Origin of the sequence: Acinetobacter lwoffii, assembly GCF_029024105.1 — a bacterium.
Lineage (GTDB): Bacteria > Pseudomonadota > Gammaproteobacteria > Pseudomonadales > Moraxellaceae > Acinetobacter > Acinetobacter lwoffii.
The window spans coordinates 1,270,083-1,288,263 of record NZ_CP118963.1 but is presented as its reverse complement, the minus strand read 5'-3'; the positions used below and the strand labels follow the sequence as shown (position 1 = coordinate 1,288,263).

Here is an 18,181-nt window from a genome sequence, read left to right as displayed (position 1 = left end):
TGATTTGAAGTTAAAAAGATACTCCACCTTAGTGTACAGTGGTCGAGTTTAAATACTGCTGATATGAGTCTCGGCAGCCTTGGAATTTCACCACGCATTCATCTTCATAGGTGCTACTGTGATTATTGCTGGCAAAGGAAATATCAACCTGATAAAGCTTTTTATCTTGTTCTAGTATCTTCTTTAAAACGACTTTGTCACCGACGCTGAGTACATAGCGACTGCCGCCAATAATGACCACGCCCTCTTCATCTTCCAGCAGCAGATCAGAATGATGCAAATATCTTACGACTTCCATATTGTGCTACTCCTCGGTTAATTGGAGTTAAATTCATTATTCAATATAAAGATAAGTATTTCTATATTTTAGATTTAGAAATTGTCACAACGTGTACATTTTGCTTAAGCTATTTTTATTATTTAGTCTTTTGAAGATGCTTATATTTAAATACGTTGGTGGTGTTTCAAAAAGTATGCTGGCATTAAACGAATCCATTATTGATATAAAAGAACACTAAATCAAAGGCTTTGAAATGATTTTCAAGCTTTTTGGAGAAGTTGCAGCTTCTCCTAAAGCCTCGCCTGATTCGATGCCGTAATCGACAATTATTGCCTTCTATACCCACAGTGAAAAATTTACCAATCAACTGTTTGCATTCTTTAAAGGTCGTAACAAAGCTATCCCAATGGTCACTTGATATACATGTATAGCTTACACCTAACTGCTTCAATTTTAATTTAAGTCGTTTTGCAGTGGCTAAATCTCGGTTACCCCATACATAAGCAACAATTTCACCTGTTTCTCGATGATAGGCATAAATTAGCCATTGTTTATTTTGCTTATGACCAACAAAAGTCCAAAACTCATCTACTTCAAGGGTTTCATAATGACTTTGCTGTGCTCGAAGTTGATATTTTGATTGGCTAAGTGTCCGTAGAACTTTACCGATACTTACTCTTTCAATTTCTGCTATATCCCTGACACCACTGCCTCGCACCATGAGGTGTAATATTTTGGTTTTGATACCTGAGTGACAGCCTTGATAACTGAGAGCATGATCACCAATAAATTGACGTCTGCATATTTTACATTGGTAATTTTGCTTACCATCTACTTTTGTGCCATTTTTCTTTATACTGTCACTTAGGCAGGCTGGACACTTGATTTCTAGAGTTATTCGCATTTCTCTATTTTATCAAAATCCAACCTGCTTTTTTTCAGCATACTTTTTGAAACACCACCAATACGTTTAATGGGAAATATGGGTTGGATAATTTTATCCAGATATAAAAAAACCGTTCCTTAGAACGGTTTGTAATCTGGTAATTCATCATGCGGTGTCGCAATACACTTTGCAGTAAATTCAGCGCGGACTTTTTCACGGGCTGCTTTTACATCTGCCTTAATCTCTTCGGCTGGAATTGCATAGACTTCATCAATAATATTCAGGATAAAACCTTTGGTGGTTTCGTCGTCGATCTTGTTGGCATGCTCGATTGCTTTTTCTTTCTCAATCGCATTCTGACGATCCAGCATAATGGTACGCGCCGCATTACCGACACTTCGACAATAACCTTGCCACTGCTCTTCAGGGGTTAAGGGTTTCTTCTCGGCACAACCGGCAAGCGCCAGCATAAACGATAAAGCCAATAACTTTTTCATGAATTTCTCCTTCCGAGGGGCAATATAAAAGATCGGGGAAGATTTGTCATTTCAAAATGCCAGTTGTAATGAATTAAAAAAAGCCCATCAATGGGCTTTTTCATTTTGTGTAATTAACCGCATGAAGCCTCGATAATCTTTTTACTTGCAGGATCTACAGTTACAGTCACTCGTTCTTCACGATAATCCATCGTCACCGCTTGACCCGGTTCGACCATACGTACGATTTGTGCCTTAGTTTTCTGCTTGATTTGCGCTTCAGTCAAATTGGACTGACCGACCAACGCTGTCGCCTGATCAGCAATACATTTAGGTTGATTCATATGCAATAATTCCCACTCCTCGACCACCTGACCATTCTTTAAATGGCAATATCCCACCTGATCATTGCTTTCAGTACGAATTTCAAGCTTGCCACCCTGATTGACACAATAAGCGCTTGCAGGATTCGCTGAACCTATTTTAGGAGCTTCCGTCTCAGATTGCGGCGTGGTGGTACATGCGCTTAGAGCGACAGCCAGCAAACCGAACAGCATTGTTTTTTTCATGAGAGCCTATTCTTCTTCAATAATTCTTCACCAATTTAGCATATTTCCTTGTCCTTGCCAGACACAAGTCTGTGTACATTTTTAACCGTACTTTTTCATTAAAGAATAGAAATAGGACCTTTGTGAATTAACGACTTCAACGCTATAAATTCTCTCAATGAACAAGATAAACAGAAGAGAAGAACCTCTCCAAAATACGAAAATCCCAGACGAATCGCCTGAACTAAGTGATTATGCATTTCAATAGCATTGCATTGTCATTACACAAATCAAATATGACTTCATTTTTAGATTTGTGATCTGTGCTGGATTGATTTAATATTTGATTGAATTTTAAACTTTCTATTGGCATGACAAACGACCCTCAACTCTCCCTCAAGGAATATCTTGCTACGGTTCAGGAAGTAGTCAAACTCACTTTCGATACACCAGTATGGGTCAAAGCCGAGATTCGTAATCTAAGCATTAAAGCCGGCCATTATTATCTGGAGCTGGCAGAAAAAGAAGCAGATAGCGATCAGGTGATTGCCAGTTGCCGAGCGACCATCTGGAAATTTAGTGCCCAGAAAATTGTCACGCAGTTTGAACGTGAAAGCGGAATTGAGTTAAGTCGCGATCTGAAAGTGCTGATTAAAGTCAAAGCCAATTTCGATCCGCAATATGGCTTTTCTTTAAATATTGTCGAGATTGATTCGGGCTATACCCTTGGGGATATTGCCCGGCGTTATCAGCAGATTGTTGAGCGGTTGGCGACTGAAGGACTGATTCAGCGCAATAGAAACTTGCCCAGCCCTTTTGACCTGAACCGGATTCTGGTGATTGCTCCCGAAAATGCAGCAGGCCTGGGAGATTTTAAAAAAGATGCCGATGCACTGCAGCGTGCGCAAGTGTGTGAGTTTATCTATTACAGTGCGACTTTTCAGGGAAATACTGCCCCGCAAAGTATTATGTACAGTCTGGCACAAGCACTTAAACAATGGGCACAGACTTATAGTACAGCACCGGATCTGATTGTGATTATACGAGGTGGTGGCGCAGTCAATGATCTGGCTTATTTGAATGATTATGATCTGGCTGCACTGCTTTGCAAGCGTTCGGTGCCGGTCTGGGTCGGCATCGGACATGAAAAAGACCGCACCATTCTGGATGAGATTGCGCATCGCTCCTTTGATACTCCGAGTAAAGTCATTGCAGGAATCCGCAATCATATCTTTGAACTAACCCAGGATGTCCTGAATTATCTACAGCGCATTCAGCGTTTATCTCAGCAACAGATTCAGGCTTATCAAAATCAGAATGATCAATTTTTGAAACTGATTCAAAGTCTGGCCAATAACCAGATTATGGATGCGCTGCAACGTCTGCAACAGATCAAGGCCAATACTGCCAGTCTGGCCCAACAGCATACCCTGCTCATCAATCAACAGCTCGATGCCCTGATGCGGGAAACGCTACTACAAAATCCTAAACATGTTTTATCCAAGGGTTATGCCATCGTGCGCCAGCAAGAACATATGGTTGCCTCTATTCAACAGATTCAGTCCAGCGATCTGGTTGAAGTCGAATTACATGACGGCATTTTTTCAGCACAACTTATACAGGTACTTCCTCATGAATCATGATACTTTGAGCTTCCAACAAGGCTATGACATCTTGAAAAAGAATGCGGAACTGCTCGAATCTCAGCAAGAACCGGATATTGATAACTTGATGAAAATCGTGGAAGAATCCATGACTGCCTATAAAGCTTGCAAGGCCCGGGTTGAAGCGGTTCAAACTGCTTTAAATGAGACGTTTAACGATTAATTGCACCCCATTTTAAATATCTTATTAGGCTATTTTGCTAGATTGAATTGACATAAAAGCTCTCATTAATGAGGGCTTTTTTATTAAGTGAAAAAAAATCATTTCAATGAATAATTAAATTTTCTAGATGGGGTTTTTGATAAATCCGCTCAATTCCATATGGGAAAAATTGTATTTTCATTCTCATCCACCAGACGATAAAAAAGCCCAATATTAAATTGGGCTTTTTATTACTCTTCAACTTCTATCGGATCACCGTCTTCAGGGCGAATATGACGCGTCCCATCATCCGCAGGATCAACACTAGAACCATCTTTGGTAATAGCATTGTACATTTCATCCTCTTTCTTATCATCGATAAATTCTTCATCTTCGAAATCTTGAGGTTCACTATCGTTGTCGAAGTTTAAAGGCTTTTCTTCATCTATCATGGCGATCCATCACTTATTTAACTAATAAAATATCATGCTCAAATATTTGAAAGATTCATTCAATAGTCAACGATGATCATTTGTGTAACTGAATAAACACAATAGTCATTGGAACATTATTTTCTACCGACAAAAAAAATGCCTCCTTAGGGAAGGAGGCTGAAATTGGAAAGAAACTACAGCGATAGAATCTATTCATGCATTATATATAAACTTATAATTTATACATTAGCATAATATTACATTAATTTTTCAATTAAAAAGCCCACTTACTTTTTCAAATAAGCGGGCTAGTGCTGTAGTCATTTTCTTCATATTATTTGCGTTTTCTTGTTTTCGCAAAACGAATATAGCACTGTGAATTTACCAATAAAGTATAGAGAGTATTAATAAACTGTTTTCTTACATTTGCTTTAAGTTACTTTTCGTTCAATAAGCTATACATATTAAAAAAGCCCATCTTTCGATAGGTCTTCCCCTTTTCACTTTTGCGCTGATTCAGGTATGTTGTCAAAGTGAGCAACGACTAGAGAATAAGCAAGCTATTGATAAAAATATATAAATACACCATTAACATATAAAAAAATTATAGTTTTATAAAAAATAACTATACTTGTTGAAGTAATTGGCGATTTTAGCTTTCAACGACACCTTATAGCTGACTTAATTTGCTAGACATATAAGTTAAAAATAACGTCTTATCCTGAAAATCAGGCATTTCAAACACCCAAAAAATGTAATTTTTAGATCTCAATTTAAGTTTTACATTCACGGCCTTTACTTGAATTATTACATCCTCATGCTGCATTTCTGCGAATAATTCTAAAATCAGCGCAAAGAATCTCAGTTTGTTGACTGTGTTGTATTTTGTTGGTTTATATATTCTCAAGGCTTCAGAATATATAAGCTCGCACCATTCATTTCCATCTTCATCATCCATTAGCTCTCATTTAATTATTTAAAATAGATCACGAGGTAGGTTTATAACATGGTGGCTATAATTAAACTGCTTTTAATCTGAATATTAGAATTATAAATTTTTAGAAAATAAAAAAGCCCATCTTCCGATGAGCCTTTTTGGAAAATATATCGTGAAGAACTAAGCTGCAAATTCTTGCAGTACAAATCGTTTTACACTTTCATCAAAGTCAGGTTTTGAAAGAGCAAGCTTGCCATTTTTCATAGTTTTATAACAATAACTCGCTGCTACTCCCATACCAACCAAAGTCAACAACTTCATTGCTCACCTCTTTACTGGGAAGATTTGAATATAAAGTTATCATTCAAATTTGTAGTTTTCCAACTCAGTTTCGATTGTTTTCTGTACTACATGTTAATGAATGTATGAATAATAAATGAAAACCTGCCGCATGATGCGTTTGCTTAAAGTCCTTCAACTAGTGGTTAATTTGCGTATCTATCCAGTTAAGGAAATTTTCCTTATTACTGAATTCTGGCATAGACCCTAAATTTATAGTCTCTTTAGCCCCAAATTTTCCAGCGACAGTATTCGGTGCTTGAACTCTGAAATCCAGAGGATCACTTTCATGTAGAGTTCTAAAATATTCTACCGCTTTATCAAATTCACTTTTATCCTTAAAACCTGGTCGTTCCTTTAAAAAGTCATAAACTTGTTCTAGAGCTGATAGATAATTATTTTTAGGCATTCTGTTTTCTCTAAAATGATGAGTTTTATGATGAAGACCTATTTTGAATGAATAATGATAAGAATATTCCCTTATTTCTTAGAGTTTATGTAAATCATGATGATTTGAGAGTTAAATCCAAATTCTGGAATAACCTGATAAAAAAATGAGCGTAAACATACACTCATTTTTACTACATTTTCTAGTGCATGCTTAACTGACTGGCATTGCTTTAAAATAAGGCCTGTTTTTTTGAACTAAGTGCAAATGCCGGCTGCTCTATCAGCAAAGATTAGATGCACTTTAAATGCGCCAGTTTAAGGTTCAAGCCTAATTAACGCTATGAATATCAAGTTCATCATTGGTGGTCAATACAACAGAAGCCAAAATTGGGATGCCCAAAATGAAAGGTACAGCGAAAATCCATAGAACTACGGTTACGTCCGGTTTAAAGAAAAATTGAATGGCTAATGCAGTCAAAATAAGTACAGAAAATAGAATCGCAGCAAAACGGATGATAAATTTAGTCGACATGCGAAGATGCTCTTATGCGTGAAATCGTATTTTCAATATACACCTATTTTTATTATGGGTTTATTGATTTTCAGTCTGTTATTGCATGTTTTAATTGATTTTCTATATGTGATAGCTGACTTATGCGACGAGCAGTTTTCTTCAGCATAAAAGCTAACCCTAAATTCTTTCTCTACTCGCGATTTATTGTCGTATATGTATAGAGATTGGATTCAGACATCAATGCTTCTGCTGGCCTATAAATCAATCTACTTTATAGCCAATAAAATCTTTGTCCTGTCTCATCATAAAAAAGCCCTAAAATTTTAGGGCTTTTTTATTCGGATTAGAATCGCCAGTTATAGAACAAGTCAATCGCACGTTCTAAAGACTGACTCGCTTCTAAATACAGACGCTGATTTACCTGATAACGTAAAGTCAGCTTATTCACCGGTGTAAACACGCCGACTCCATAACGAAGATATAAATCAGGCGTAATATAACCAGTCACAGAAACCTGGGTATCATCTCCTGTACCTTGGGCATCCAGAGCTAGACCAGTTAAGCCAAAACTGCGCCCGATCTGGTTGGTCAGTGCGCGGGTGCCACCCAAGCCCAGACTGATCCCCGCAGCAGCGATCGTATTATTTACATCAGATCTAAATCCTTCAGCCTGGCTTAAACCAGATACACCTTCATTGACACGACCGGTAATCAAGGCATTCAAGGCTTCCTGTTCTGACAAGCCCGCATCATTATAAATCTGAATACTGGGACTCGATGCAGTCCCTGTTACGCGCACTCCCACTGTACTACCCTGAACCGATTTATTGGCATCAATGTCCAGTGTCGGATTGGTGAGTTCACCATTAAAACGTGCGATAGCACGATTCAGGTCCAGACTTTGGCCATAGGCTTCGATTTTTACTCGTTGTGATACCCCGATTGCACCATTGGCACGCATTGCAGTTTCCAGACCACGCTGTGACAGATTGACTCGACCTAAGAGTGGAATACGACTGTCAAAGCCTTGGAAAATCACCTGGTTCCCTAAAGAAACAGCGACATCTGCCCGGATATCCCAAGGACGTGCCGACTTCAAGATCGCCAGCTGATCATCACCTTCACGTACGACCCGTACATCTGAAGATAAACCGACTACAGGTTCTGAGGCTTCAGGCATTGAAATCAGCGCACGCGGTACATCAACTGTGCCACTCAGACTCAGTTTTTTATTAAATGGATACATGTCCAGAGTCAAATCAGGTGTCACCACAGCAGTAATTAATGGGGCCTGACGAATCAGCAGATTGTCACCTTGCAGTTTTAACTGCACTCGCGGATCGCCTTTCCAGTCGACCGATCCGGTTAATTTACCCACACCACGACCACTGTTAAATGCGCCATTGATGCTGGCCGAATTCTGACGTATGGATGAATAGAGCTGTACATTGGTCAAATTCACCGGTAGGGAGATCATGCTGATTGAAGCATCTTTGACACGAACCTCACCTTCAAGCAAAGGATCCGTTAAAGTTCCGCTAATTTTTCCGGCATAAGATAAAATCCCGTCCAGATTACGGATGTCCTGAATAAATGGCTTAAAGACTTTGAGCCGTACCTGGTTAAAGGCAATTTCGCCACGCATCGGTTTACTGTCACGGTATGGATCAATGATGACATTGGCATAGCCGGTTCCAATATCTGGTGTTTTAACATCTAGCCGAAGTTGCAAGCCATCTGCCACACTTTTTGCCACCAGACCGACTTCATCATATTTCAGTGTAGAACCCAAATAATCCGGATCTTCAGAAGATAAGCCCACCACACCATTACGCGTCACCAGACGTGCGTCAATTTTAGGTTTGGCACCTTGCGCCCAGGCAGCCTTGGCATAACCATTGACTTTACCCGTCAACGCCAATCCATCAGGCAAGAATGCACTGAAATCTTCCAGATCAAGGTTTTGGGTAATAAAAGAGGCACTGCCACGGTTTTTGTTGACCCGAATCGGCTGATCAAAACACAACTGGCTTTGCTGACTCATCCAGCAATGAGCACCGATGAACAGATCCGATTGAGCACTGTTATAAATCACGGCTGCATTCTGACGCTGTACCAGACGGGCACGTAAAGAGTCGAAATCACCTCTTTGAATTTGACCCAGCCAGTTATTCTGGGCATTAAAACCGCCGGCAAGCTGCACAAAGAATTCGGACAAGCGGTTTTCGGCCTGCACTTTGAGAATGTGTGCAGCACGGGTACCGGCCAGTGAGATCTCACCACGTACAATCTCGCGTGAACCGCTACGCAGACGATCCATGGTTGCAGTCAATAAGGTTGGTGTGCTTTGCGATGTCGGCAACTGGCCGCGAACACGAACTTTCTGCACGCTAAACAAGTTTTTAAAGGCAAAATTATCAATAGACAGGTTAGCCGAAGCCTGTAAGCGAGGCTGTGCCTGCATATTGATATAGCCCTGCGCCCGACCTCTTAAGCCTGGATACAGCTCAAACAGCGCCGGTGCATTGACTTTGAGTTGCAGATTCTGCGCATTACCAGTCGCCTGAATCTGGTTGCTGGCATAAGACAGGAACAAGTTATTGGCTTCAAACTGCTCTGGGACAAAACCACGCTGGTTTGAATTAATGATGACCGATAAATTACCCTTGCCACGTACCGGTTTGTTATTCAGCATACCGGCCAGATTCAAGCGTTGAATCTGAATGCGTTTTAAGGCATCTGACCACACCCCTTGAGTTTGCACATTGCCTGACAATTCACCTTTCAGTTTGGCATTAAAATATTGCGGCTTAAAGCGGATTAAGGATGCGTTGATATCCCAGCCAATGCCATTCGCCAGATTGACCAGACCGTTGGCATTAATCTTGCCAGCCACACCATCATGACGAAATTCATTTATCTTCAACATTTCTGGTGTGCCTGAAACGCGCAGTTTCAGCATACCCTGACTGGCTTTAAGCTGGCTGGCATTTAAAGCACCATCATAATTGACCGCATAACCTTTAAAACCACCACCCGCTTTTTCATTATGGAATAACAAGGCAATGGTGCTGTTTCCGGTCAAACGTACGGTTTCATTTTGCTCCGCTAGTCGTCCGGTCAGGTCGACACTATTCAGTTTAATAATCTGCTGATTCGGTTGCGCATAACCATTGGCTTTAACCTGGCCATTCAAACGATCTACCGGTGAAGCTGCGGCAATACTTTGAGTATTCAAATTTTTGGCATTTAATACCGCGGTCCATTTTAACTGACGTTTTTCCTGTGGCAGTTCAATCCGTGCATTGCCGCTTAAGCTGCCTGCTGCATTGGCGCTGTAATTAAAGCTTGGGACATTCAGGATATTTTTGTTCAGATTGAGCTTGGCTTGGTACATACCTGCAGGCAGAAGTCCTTCTTCATGCTGCTCGACTTTAGTGGCCACATGAATATTCTGCTGACCTTCAACCAATGCCAATTTAACATCGCCAGACTCACTGCTGAGCCAGCCCACATAAGGTACGGCGCGATCAATATTTTTCCAGGCAACATCCAGCAGCATCGGCTGCGCTTTATTGTCTTTGACCGGGTTTTGATCCAACTTCAGCTTCCAGCTTTCATAACGGTCGAAATCAACCAGTCCAGTAAGGTGCAGGCCATTTTCCAGGTTACCCGCAGAAGCAATATTCGCATCCAGACTTGGCGGCAAGAAATCTTGTACGACTTGCGGAATGCGCTCATGTTTAGGATCAATCCCGTTCAAACGCCCAGCCAGATCCCAGCTGACCCGATCTTTCCAGCCCACTGTCCCGGCAAGGCTAACTGCGCCTTTCATCAACTGACCATTTAGGTCGGTAATATTCAGCTGATTGACCAGATCGGTATACATCACCGCACTATACTGACCTTGTGGAATATTTTCCCCAATCAGGTCAGTCTGGACGTTCAGGTTCAGACGCTTGATATCGCCATTAAACTCGGCAATACCGTCTTTGGTAAACAGTTTCTGTTCGGCCAGAATAGGCCAGTGATAATCCTTGAACTTCAACTCGCCGCGCATCGGTACCTGAGGACGCATCGGATGCACGATAACCCAACCCGTTAATAAATCAGGTGTATTGGTCGCTACGCCAGCCTGAATCGTGTCCAGTGTTCCGCGTGCCCGCACCTGAATATCATGAATATTCAAGCTGTCTCTTAAAGAAGGCAGATTGACGATGCCTGTGGCATCTAGAGGATATTTGCCTTCAAACTGCATTTTACCCGTGGCTTCACGTACCGACAGATAGCCCATGTCCATACGGGAATCTTCAAAATTTAATTCGGTACCAGACCAGAGTGCCTCATTTAGTTCAATATTATAGAAATCGACTGCATTGGTCTGGGTTTTAATCACCAGATGATCGAGTAATAGATGATCAACGCGCAAGATAAAAGGCAAACGGATAGCATTAAACTTGAACGGTTCGCCCGTTGAAGGTCGCTTGTTAATAATTTGCAGATTGAGGACATCGGCTTCAGTCAGATGAATTTCTTTTTTGACAATCGCGCGCCAACCCAGCTTGACATCAGCACGATCAATTTTGACATCGACTGGTTTCAGGCTGACCAGCACATTTTTAAGAATAATTCCGCGCCATAAATTGCCGCCTTCATATTCATATTGAATAATTTGCTGGCGTTCCAGCACCTGATCCAGCAGAAATTTACTGCCCTGATTGGTCGAAAACAGTAGAGCCAACACAGACAGCAGAAAAATCAGCGAAAAAAGCACCGACAATAGGATGCTTCTGAATATACGGCGCTTTTTCGGCACAACGCTATCTTGTGGTTCTTGTTCTGGCTGTGGTTGGTTCTCGACCATGATCTACCCAAATAACTATTTTTTAAAATGATGTTTTATAACTGTGATCCAATAAAGAAATGTAAACGAATCGGATAATTGTCATCAGACAGTCCAGTCGCAACATCTATACGTATTGGCCCAATCGGTGAAGCCCAACGCACACCCACACCCGCGCCATATTCGGTCGGATTACTGAATTCTTTATTATAGGCATTTCCGGCATCTGCAAAGACCGCAGCACGCCAGCCTTCCTTAAACTGATAATTATATTCTAATGAAGCCACGCCCAAGGCCTGACCACCTACTTTAAAACCGTCAATTTCCGGAGAAAGGCTCTTATAATCAAAACCGCGGATACTCTGGTCACCCCCGGTAAAATATCTCAGGTTATACGGCACTTTGGCAAAATCTTCAGTAAAGATATAGCCTGCATCGGCACGACCCACAAACTGATGGTCTGCATTTTCACCCAATGAATAGATAAACCGCCAACCTGCATTCACAATGGCCATATCGGCATCAGAGAGTAAAGCCTCACTGCCCAGTTCAATCTTATAGGTCTGCTTAAAACCTTTGGTTGGGTTGACCCGACGATCGCTCTCGGTACGTGAAACTTCATAACCGACTAATAGCGATTGCTGCTCATCTTCGGTATTAAAGCGAAAAGCTTCTGGAATCTGGTTAAAATCGACAGAACCATCCTGCTTCAAACGATCCAGACGATAACGTGCGCCAAAAGTCCGCTGCCAGCTACCACGTGGATTCTTGATAATCCGGTCTGCACCTAAGACTGCCGATTCAATCAACAGGCCTTCACCCTGTGCGACGCCTTCACGCTCTTCACGCTCATAACCACCCACAATACTGACATAATCATTCAGCGGATGGTGATAGGGAATATTATAACGTCCATCAATCGACTGACGGATGCCAGATAACTCCATGTTGGCATCAAACGAATGTCCGCGCTTGTTCACAATGGCACGACGATATTGACCACGTAAGCGGATATCGGTATCTGTGCCATAACCCAAACCCACTTCAGCACTATTTAAACGGTCTGCATTTAAAGTCACAATCACTGGAATCTTTTTCTCTTCCCGTGCCTGTACTTTTAAACGGTCCTGTTCATTCTCTTTGGTTTGCTGCTCAACCCGTAAAGTTCTTAAATTTGCGCTTTCCTGATCGCGGCTACCGGCAAACTGGTCTTCATCTACGACATTCTGGGTCACTTCCTGAGAAGAGGATACCGAGCGAGCTGGTTGCATAGTAGCAGCCTGATCTTCAGTCCGTTTCTGTTCTTCAATCAGGCTTTGAATATCGGGTGCCAGTTCCAGCTCTTTATCAAGCGGATCAGGGCGAATCGCATCCACCAGAGTATAGTTAAAATAACGTGAGTTGGTCAGGTTATTGGCCAAGCCATTCACCCGCCAGAAGGTATAATCTGCACCATCTGTCCAGGTGACCAGACTTTCCAGTACGTCTCGATCCAGCGGAAATTCCTTTTCAGGATCGCTCATTCTGAACTCGACATTGCCTAATTTATAACGTTCACCCGTTTCAAAACGCAGATTCACATCGGCGGTGTTTTGTGGCTGAGCAATCTTTACATCATGCAGACGCCAGAATGAATCAAAATAACCATTGTTATTGGCTGCTGTGGTAATGCGTGTCTTGGTTTTTTCATAATTGCCATGATTGAAAATATCGCCTTCTTCCTGTTCAGGTAAAAGACTGATGACCTGGAATTGCGGCTGTTCGGCGCCCTCTCCAGTAAATTCAATATTTTGACTGCTAATCAGGACAGGTTCATTCGGGGTCACAAAAACCCGAACCCGACTGTCAGAGAGTTTTTCAAATCTGAACTGAGCATTATAATAGCCCACCGCTTGCGCTGCCTGTCTGGACAAGGTGCGTAATTGCGGCAAAGCCGAATTAAAGTCGCCAAAAGACTCTTGGGTAAAACTGGATAATTTGGCTTTGACATTATTTCTTAAATTCAGATGGCCTTCAGGCACATCTTTACGATTCAGCATACCGTTACTTTGCGCCACACCTTGCCCATTTATGATCACCACATCTGCACTAATGCGGGGAACTCTTGCGGTCATGATCTGACGTGGAGGACGGATTTTATAAAATAGTCGTTTGAACAGATTCGGACGTTTATCATCCTCAGCGACAAGCTGACCTGGCACTTCTGGCAAGGTCAATCCGGCTTCATTATTTTGTACAATAATCTGGCTGTCAGCCTGAATCGATTGCATCAACTGATCGACATTAACCGGCGCCTGATTGATTTCCAGCAGTTCTTGCTGGCTGATATCGGCCACCACCGTTTCGCTGGTCTGAGTATTGCGATAGTTTTGTGCTTCCTGTTTGGCTTGCTCGGCTACCTGGTAAATTTCATTCGCCATGTTCTGATCAATAGTCTGTACTGGCAGATCTTCCAGATCATCAAACTCGATCGGCGTAAATTCACCCAGACCAGATCCTGCATTTTGCTGTTGTTCCAGCATCAACATGCTGTCAACTGGTACTTCCGGCTCCAAGGCTTCTTCGATTTTTTCTTCTGCTTCAGTTTCAGACGTGGCCACCCCCTGACGAATCGCTTCTTTAGATAGCTCGTCCACCATTTCTGCCTGAGAAATGGCTACGGGTGTTTCTGGCTGTTCGGTTTGTGCCATGCTCTGATGGGATAACATCATAAAAAAGATGCTCATACACAGCTGCATACCACTATGCTGTGGTATGAGAGGCCCCATACTGCGATTTAGCATCGTTTTTTTAAAATTTTTCTTTGCAGGCATAGCAAACTCTAAACGAATACATTCTTTAATTGATTATTTGACCGAAAAATATAAGCTAAGGAGCTTAATTAATTGGTTTTTACCTTTACATGGCTGAAAGTATCTTACATGATTTTTCTCAATGTTTACGCATAACTGACATTTCTTAATAAAACTTAATGTAGCACGGCCTATATGAACAAAAATGAACATTTGTTAGCTTCTCGGCGCTTTTTACCGATGTTTCTGACGCAGTTTTTTGGTGCATTAAACGATAATGTATTTAAACAGGCGTTACTGCTGGTCATTACTTATGGCTGGATTCAACAGCAATCGGCCAGCATCAGCACTTTAAATAATCTGGCGGCTTTACTGTTTATCTTGCCCTATTTTATTTTTTCAGCCACGGCCGGTCAGATTGCCGACAAATACGAACGTTCACAGCTGATTCGCTATCTCAAGCTTCTGGAAATTGCCATTATGTTGCTGGGAACTGTCGGTTTCCTCATGGGCAATTTATGGATTCTGTTATTTGCCCTGTTCCTGATGGGCACCCATTCCACTTTCTTTGGCCCGATCAAATATGCGATTTTACCTGAAGTCCTGAAACCGAATGAACTGATGTCCGGCAATGCCCTGTTTCAGTCCGGAACTTCTCTGGCAATCCTATTCGGTATGATTCTGGGCGGTGCAGTCATTGCAGCTTCCGCCGGCAACCTGATCTGGATCAGTTTAACCGTCATCAGCATCGCCTTGATTGGTTATATATCCAGTCGCTATATCCTGAAACAAAGTATTCCCGCGCCTGAGCTGCAAGTTGACTGGAATTTCTTCCGCACCAGCTTGCAGACCTTGAAATATGCCAAAAGCTTACCTCTGATTTTTACCATTTTACTGGGCAACTCATGGTACTGGTTTTATGGTGCAACCTATCTGACCCAGATTCCTCAGCTGACATTACAAAATCTGCATGCATCTGAAAATGTCGCCAGTCTGCTCTTAACCTTTTTTTCTGTCGGAATTGGTCTGGGTTCATACTTATGCCGTAAAATTGGTGGCAGCCAGGTCAATATCAAGATGGTGCCTTTTGGCGCGATCGGTCTGGTGATCTTTGCCCTGTATCTGGCCGCGAGTCTGGCCTTTGTTCCGGAGCGTACAGGTGCATTAATCGGCTTGGCAGATGTCTTTCAGCAAGGCTGGAGCTATTATCATGTGATGCTGGCCGTCACCTTGCTCGGAATAAGTGGTGGTTTTTATATTGTTCCGCTCTATGCGATGATGCAGGCGCATTCGCCTCGCTCACATCGTGCGCGGGTGGTTGCAGCAAATAACATTTTGAATGCCGTTTTCATGGTATCTTCTGCTATATTCTCGATTATTATTTTAAGTGTTTTAGAGCTTGATCTTAAAATACTTTTTTGTATTACCGCAGTATTGAGTGGCCTGTTTACCTTATGGCTGCTTTTCCGACTCAAACCTATGATCAAAACTGCGAAAGCACCCTTGGAGGATTAATTCATGCGTCAATATACAGGTGTCGATAAGCTGATTCATTCTTTTGATCAGGCATTACGCAGTCTCGTCCCGGGCACGACATCGGCACGACGTGAAAATCCGGCCCAACCGGTAGAAACACAATTAACGGTCAGTGATGCACGTCATGTAGCAGGTTTAATGCGGGTCAATCATAGTGGTGAGGTTTGCGCACAGGCACTGTACCATGGTCAGGCGATGACGGCTAAACTCCCGAATGTACGTCGTGAAATGGAACAGGCAGCGATTGAAGAACAGGATCATCTGGCCTGGTGTGAAGACCGCTTAAAAGAACTGGATAGCCATACCAGCCTACTCAATCCGGTCTGGTACGGTCTTTCCTTTGGTATGGGCGCGATTGCCGGAATCGCAGGTGACAAATACAGCTTGGGTTTTGTGGCTGAAACAGAACGTCAGGTCAGCATGCATTTACAGCATCATATTAGCCAGTTGCCACCGCAGGATGAACGTTCTCGTCGTATTCTAGAACAGATGAATGAAGATGAACTGCATCATCGGGATACAGCGTTAAATGCTGGCGGTGTAGATCTACCCGTTCCAGTTAAGATCGCCATGACAGGCATTTCCAAGTTGATGACCAAAACCAGTTATTTTATTTAAATAAGACGGTTTTAGTTTGAGCCCACTCATTTGTGGGCTTTTTAATATGGGTCAAATCTTGAGCGAGATAATAACAACTCAAGGCATATGGCGATCTTATTACTTATAAGCTCTATAAAATAATAGAGATTCCCCCACAGCATCCTTTAATCTTTTTTGCTCATTTCAGAAAGCAGGTCCAGCTGGATTTCCTGAATTTGCGCCAGCCGTTCCCATTGATGTAGCAGCAGATGATCTAATTTTTCATGCAAGTATTGGATTTCCAGCTCGGCTTTTAAATTGATCTGATAATCATTTTGCGAACGTAAGCGGTCTTTTGCTTCCTGTCTGTTCTGGCTCATCATAATAATAGGTGCCTGAATCGCCGCAAGACAGGATAGGATTAAATTCAACAGAATAAAAGGATAAGGATCAGCAGGTCGTGTCACCATCACCACAGTATTTATCGTAATCCACAGGCCCAAGAAGATTGCAAAACAAATCAAAAAGGTCCAGCTTCCACCAAAAGTTGCAATTTTATCGGCGAGCCTTTCTCCCAAGGTCCACTTTTGCTCTAAGGTCGTTTCCACATTTTTGGTAATCAGTTCATGCTGATGCATGCTATCAATCACTTCAAACTCAAGATCAGTCACTTCACCCTTTTCCGAACTTAATAATGAATGTACATACTGTATACGGTACTGGGTTAAATCTGCCTGGCAAATATAATCTTGCGGTGTCCAGCCTGGAATATCTTTGGCAATCTCTTCGGTAATGACTTGTCTGACTGTTCCCATCGGGGTGAGATTTTTCAGAAGAAAGTGCTTGCCGCATACCAAGCATTTATGGCTTTCATGTTTTTCTTTCATGATAATTCTCTTTTTAAACCAACTCACTCAGCTATTATTTTGTTCGATATGTTTGATTTGCTTTAGGGTCTGTTGACATTTACTGTTCATAATTAACCCTATAAAGGTAGCCATAAAAATATACAGGCTAAAGCAACAGAACTTTGATAATTTCTTTTGAGCTTGTCATATCGAGTAGCTATTCCTCTAAATTGCTTTAATCTACAAAACATATTTTCAACTAAATGCCTGATTTTATATAAATACCAGTCCATATGGTCATTGTTCGATTGGCTATTTGTTTTCTTTGGTATATTCGCTTTAGTCCCTGTTTTCCTGATCTGTTCACGCAGTGGTTCTGAATCATAGCCTTTATCTGCACATACCACTTTTGTCTCTTTTAAATCTAATGTTGATATTAAATCAGGTGCAACTTTAACATCATGTGTGGTTCCATCGGTAATCATGAAATCAATAGGATTGCCATGTGCATCAACAATCAAATGTATTTTTGAGGAGTTTCCTCCTACACTTTTAGAAATAGATTGATTCGCTATGCCGGCAGAATGTTGATGAGCACGTACATGAGAGCCATCAATAAAAATCCACTCCATATCGGGGCATGAGGCTAGTAATTTGAATAATCTAAGTAACTTACCGCTGCTTGACCAACGATTAAAACGTTTGAAAATAGAGTTTGAATGACCAAAACAGCAAGGAATATCTCGCCACGGACAGCCTGTTCTAATTCTATAGAGAATAGCTTCAATAAAATTGCGTAAATTTGAGTTGTGGTGAATGGATAAATTACGCAGAATAACTTTCAACTTTTGCCAGTGTTGATCTGTCAGCATGGTACGAGGCATAGCGAATAGTAAAATTGGGTTTGGCGATTTGATTTTACTACTTCGCTATTTTTTTAAGCTAAAAGTGTCAACACACCCTAGTCATTTTT

Annotated in this window: 16 protein-coding genes and 1 pseudogene; 4 read left to right on the top strand and 13 right to left on the bottom strand. The window is 41.7% G+C overall.

The annotated features are described in order from the left end of the window. Positions 1 to 28: 28 nt before the first annotated feature. From PYW33_RS06135 to PYW33_RS06120, 4 genes are all read right to left on the bottom strand, one after another. Positions 29 to 298 (bottom strand): hypothetical protein, encoded by a 270-nt coding sequence (locus PYW33_RS06135; protein ID WP_004645372.1) that lies wholly within the window; start codon positions 296 to 298, stop codon positions 29 to 31. 184 nt (positions 299 to 482) lie between these two features. After that, the gene (locus PYW33_RS06130) at positions 483 to 1,184 is read right to left on the bottom strand and encodes an IS1 family transposase (RefSeq protein WP_004282341.1); all 702 of its coding nucleotides are present in this window, start codon (positions 1,182 to 1,184) and stop codon (positions 483 to 485) included. Positions 1,185 to 1,303: 119 nt separating this feature from the next. Beyond that, positions 1,304 to 1,663: a hypothetical protein gene (locus PYW33_RS06125; RefSeq protein WP_004645374.1), complete on the bottom strand. Its 360-nt coding sequence runs from the start codon at positions 1,661 to 1,663 to the stop codon at positions 1,304 to 1,306. 113 nt (positions 1,664 to 1,776) lie between these two features. Then, positions 1,777 to 2,211 carry an I78 family peptidase inhibitor gene (locus tag PYW33_RS06120; RefSeq protein ID WP_004645375.1) on the bottom strand — a complete coding sequence of 145 codons (435 nt, stop codon included), beginning with the start codon at positions 2,209 to 2,211 and terminating at the stop codon, positions 1,777 to 1,779. 350 nt (positions 2,212 to 2,561) lie between these two features. On the opposite strand from PYW33_RS06120, the gene xseA reads away from it, so the two are divergent. Both xseA and xseB read left to right on the top strand, forming a co-directional pair. After that, positions 2,562 to 3,833 carry an exodeoxyribonuclease VII large subunit gene (xseA, locus tag PYW33_RS06115; protein ID WP_004645376.1) on the top strand — a complete coding sequence of 424 codons (1,272 nt, stop codon included), beginning with the start codon at positions 2,562 to 2,564 and terminating at the stop codon, positions 3,831 to 3,833. Beyond that, positions 3,823 to 4,017: an exodeoxyribonuclease VII small subunit gene (gene xseB, locus PYW33_RS06110; RefSeq protein WP_004278752.1), complete on the top strand. Its 195-nt coding sequence runs from the start codon at positions 3,823 to 3,825 to the stop codon at positions 4,015 to 4,017. Before xseA ends, xseB begins: the two co-directional genes overlap by 11 nt. A gap of 230 nt (positions 4,018 to 4,247) precedes the next feature. Here the strand turns inward: xseB and PYW33_RS06105 are convergent, their stop codons facing one another. From PYW33_RS06105 to PYW33_RS06075, 7 genes are all read right to left on the bottom strand, one after another. Beyond that, positions 4,248 to 4,448: a hypothetical protein gene (locus PYW33_RS06105; RefSeq protein ID WP_004278753.1), complete on the bottom strand. Its 201-nt coding sequence runs from the start codon at positions 4,446 to 4,448 to the stop codon at positions 4,248 to 4,250. Positions 4,449 to 5,100: 652 nt separating this feature from the next. Beyond that, positions 5,101 to 5,388 carry a hypothetical protein gene (locus tag PYW33_RS06100; protein WP_004278754.1) on the bottom strand — a complete coding sequence of 96 codons (288 nt, stop codon included), beginning with the start codon at positions 5,386 to 5,388 and terminating at the stop codon, positions 5,101 to 5,103. Positions 5,389 to 5,547: 159 nt separating this feature from the next. Continuing rightward, the gene (locus tag PYW33_RS06095) at positions 5,548 to 5,688 is read right to left on the bottom strand and encodes a hypothetical protein (RefSeq protein WP_004645377.1); all 141 of its coding nucleotides are present in this window, start codon (positions 5,686 to 5,688) and stop codon (positions 5,548 to 5,550) included. Between the two features lie 157 nt (positions 5,689 to 5,845). Then, on the bottom strand, positions 5,846 to 6,115 hold the full coding sequence (locus PYW33_RS06090) for a hypothetical protein (protein WP_004278756.1): 270 nt from the start codon (positions 6,113 to 6,115) through the stop codon (positions 5,846 to 5,848). Between the two features lie 309 nt (positions 6,116 to 6,424). Beyond that, the gene (locus PYW33_RS06085) at positions 6,425 to 6,628 is read right to left on the bottom strand and encodes a hypothetical protein (RefSeq protein ID WP_004278758.1); all 204 of its coding nucleotides are present in this window, start codon (positions 6,626 to 6,628) and stop codon (positions 6,425 to 6,427) included. Positions 6,629 to 6,953: 325 nt separating this feature from the next. Further along, positions 6,954 to 11,474: a translocation/assembly module TamB domain-containing protein gene (locus tag PYW33_RS06080; protein WP_004645378.1), complete on the bottom strand. Its 4,521-nt coding sequence runs from the start codon at positions 11,472 to 11,474 to the stop codon at positions 6,954 to 6,956. A gap of 35 nt (positions 11,475 to 11,509) precedes the next feature. Beyond that, positions 11,510 to 14,266, bottom strand: coding sequence for an autotransporter assembly complex protein TamA (locus PYW33_RS06075; protein WP_004645380.1), 2,757 nt, complete (start codon positions 14,264 to 14,266; stop codon positions 11,510 to 11,512). A 174-nt stretch (positions 14,267 to 14,440) separates the two neighbouring features. Between PYW33_RS06075 and PYW33_RS06070 the strand changes: the two genes are divergently transcribed. Then, entirely contained in the window at positions 14,441 to 15,760 is a 1,320-nt protein-coding gene (locus tag PYW33_RS06070) for an MFS transporter (protein WP_004645381.1), read from the top strand. Positions 15,761 to 15,763: 3 nt separating this feature from the next. Then, the gene (gene coq7, locus PYW33_RS06065) at positions 15,764 to 16,399 is read left to right on the top strand and encodes a 2-polyprenyl-3-methyl-6-methoxy-1,4-benzoquinone monooxygenase (protein ID WP_004645382.1); all 636 of its coding nucleotides are present in this window, start codon (positions 15,764 to 15,766) and stop codon (positions 16,397 to 16,399) included. Between the two features lie 146 nt (positions 16,400 to 16,545). Here coq7 and PYW33_RS06060 read toward each other — a convergent pair whose 3' ends face one another. Then, positions 16,546 to 17,247: a DUF1003 domain-containing protein gene (locus PYW33_RS06060; protein ID WP_004645383.1), complete on the bottom strand. Its 702-nt coding sequence runs from the start codon at positions 17,245 to 17,247 to the stop codon at positions 16,546 to 16,548. A 79-nt stretch (positions 17,248 to 17,326) separates the two neighbouring features. Next, positions 17,327 to 18,092, bottom strand: a pseudogene (locus PYW33_RS06055) (IS5-like element ISAba31 family transposase). Between the last annotated feature and the right edge of the window lie 89 nt (positions 18,093 to 18,181).

Coding starts and splice junctions, on each gene's coding strand:
- PYW33_RS06070 (WP_004645381.1), top strand. CDS start 14,441: ATGAACAAAAATGAACATTTGTTAGCTTCTCGGCGCTTTTTACCGATG.
- PYW33_RS06125 (WP_004645374.1), bottom strand. CDS start 1,663: ATGAAAAAGTTATTGGCTTTATCGTTTATGCTGGCGCTTGCCGGTTGT.
- PYW33_RS06075 (WP_004645380.1), bottom strand. CDS start 14,266: ATGCCTGCAAAGAAAAATTTTAAAAAAACGATGCTAAATCGCAGTATG.
- xseB (WP_004278752.1), top strand. CDS start 3,823: ATGAATCATGATACTTTGAGCTTCCAACAAGGCTATGACATCTTGAAA.
- PYW33_RS06060 (WP_004645383.1), bottom strand. CDS start 17,247: ATGAAAGAAAAACATGAAAGCCATAAATGCTTGGTATGCGGCAAGCAC.
- PYW33_RS06085 (WP_004278758.1), bottom strand. CDS start 6,628: ATGTCGACTAAATTTATCATCCGTTTTGCTGCGATTCTATTTTCTGTA.
- PYW33_RS06095 (WP_004645377.1), bottom strand. CDS start 5,688: ATGAAGTTGTTGACTTTGGTTGGTATGGGAGTAGCAGCGAGTTATTGT.
- PYW33_RS06130 (WP_004282341.1), bottom strand. CDS start 1,184: ATGCGAATAACTCTAGAAATCAAGTGTCCAGCCTGCCTAAGTGACAGT.
- xseA (WP_004645376.1), top strand. CDS start 2,562: ATGACAAACGACCCTCAACTCTCCCTCAAGGAATATCTTGCTACGGTT.
- coq7 (WP_004645382.1), top strand. CDS start 15,764: ATGCGTCAATATACAGGTGTCGATAAGCTGATTCATTCTTTTGATCAG.
- PYW33_RS06100 (WP_004278754.1), bottom strand. CDS start 5,388: ATGGATGATGAAGATGGAAATGAATGGTGCGAGCTTATATATTCTGAA.
- PYW33_RS06105 (WP_004278753.1), bottom strand. CDS start 4,448: ATGATAGATGAAGAAAAGCCTTTAAACTTCGACAACGATAGTGAACCT.
- PYW33_RS06120 (WP_004645375.1), bottom strand. CDS start 2,211: ATGAAAAAAACAATGCTGTTCGGTTTGCTGGCTGTCGCTCTAAGCGCA.
- PYW33_RS06090 (WP_004278756.1), bottom strand. CDS start 6,115: ATGCCTAAAAATAATTATCTATCAGCTCTAGAACAAGTTTATGACTTT.
- PYW33_RS06135 (WP_004645372.1), bottom strand. CDS start 298: ATGGAAGTCGTAAGATATTTGCATCATTCTGATCTGCTGCTGGAAGAT.
- PYW33_RS06080 (WP_004645378.1), bottom strand. CDS start 11,474: ATGGTCGAGAACCAACCACAGCCAGAACAAGAACCACAAGATAGCGTT.